This is a genomic window from Corynebacterium sp. HMSC068H04 (assembly GCF_001811255.1).
Taxonomy (GTDB): Bacteria; Actinomycetota; Actinomycetes; order Mycobacteriales; family Mycobacteriaceae; genus Corynebacterium; species Corynebacterium hesseae.
Genome location: NZ_KV803987.1, coordinates 1 through 918, shown reverse-complemented (window position 1 = coordinate 918; position 918 = coordinate 1). Strand labels below are relative to the sequence as shown.

General features: G+C 58.9%; 1 protein-coding gene. It reads left to right on the top strand.

Translation table 11 applies throughout. The annotated features are described in order from the left end of the window. Positions 1-143 precede the first annotated feature (143 nt). A partial coding sequence (gene istA, locus HMPREF2792_RS05135; RefSeq protein ID WP_118781206.1) for an IS21 family transposase occupies positions 144-918 on the top strand: 775 nt, incomplete at its 3' end.

Below are 918 nucleotides of genomic sequence, written 5' to 3'. Positions count from 1 at the left end.
TGTTGCGACCGGCTATTTGGTAGCAGTGTCGTGACTATCTGGTAGCGCTTCAGTGAGTATCTGGTAGCAGCTCGCGGCGCTCGGGGTGATACTTCCGGTAGCCGCACCACTCGGGTGCGGCGCGTACTGGAAGGAGTCCGCTGATGACGGATTACCGTGCGGTGATGACGCTGCTGATTAGGAAGCGTTCTTACCGCCAGATTGAAGACCAGCTCGGGTGCTCGCACCGCGCGATTTCCCGAGCGAACCAAGCGCTGCGAAGCCTTGGCCTGACTACTGCCCAGCAGGTCGCGGCGTTGACGAATGACGAGCTGGACGAGATATTCGTTGATAAACGCACCAGCGGTCAAGGCGAGTTCGTCCCGATTGACTTTGACGCGGTCGTCAAAGCACGCACAGGGCGTGTGAAGCAGACACTGCAAGTATTGTGGGCTCGCTACACCACAACGCCGGCCCAGCCGGGCCAGCGTCATTACAGCTACGACCGTTTCCGCCAGCTGGTTGCCTCCCATGTCGATGCGGCCGGGCTTACCGCCCGGATCACCCATGCACCAGGGCATACGATGCAGGTGGACTGGGCTGGGACTAAGATGCGCCTGTACGACCCTGCGGGCACACCGGGTGCGAAAGTCAGTGTTTTCGTCGCTTCGCTGCCGTATTCAGGAATGCTGTTTGCATGTACGTGTGTTGACCAGCGGCAACAGTCCTGGCTTGATGCACACCGCCAAGCGTTTGACTACTTCGGTGGGGTCTGCCAGGTTGTTGTCCCAGATAACGCGTCGACGGCATCAAACGCAATCAGCACTGCCGATAGGAATCGGAAGGTCAACGACACCTACCAGCAGTTCTTGGAGCACTACAACACAGCAGCACTTCCCACACGCGCGCGTCGGCCGAAGGATAAAGCAAATGTGGAAG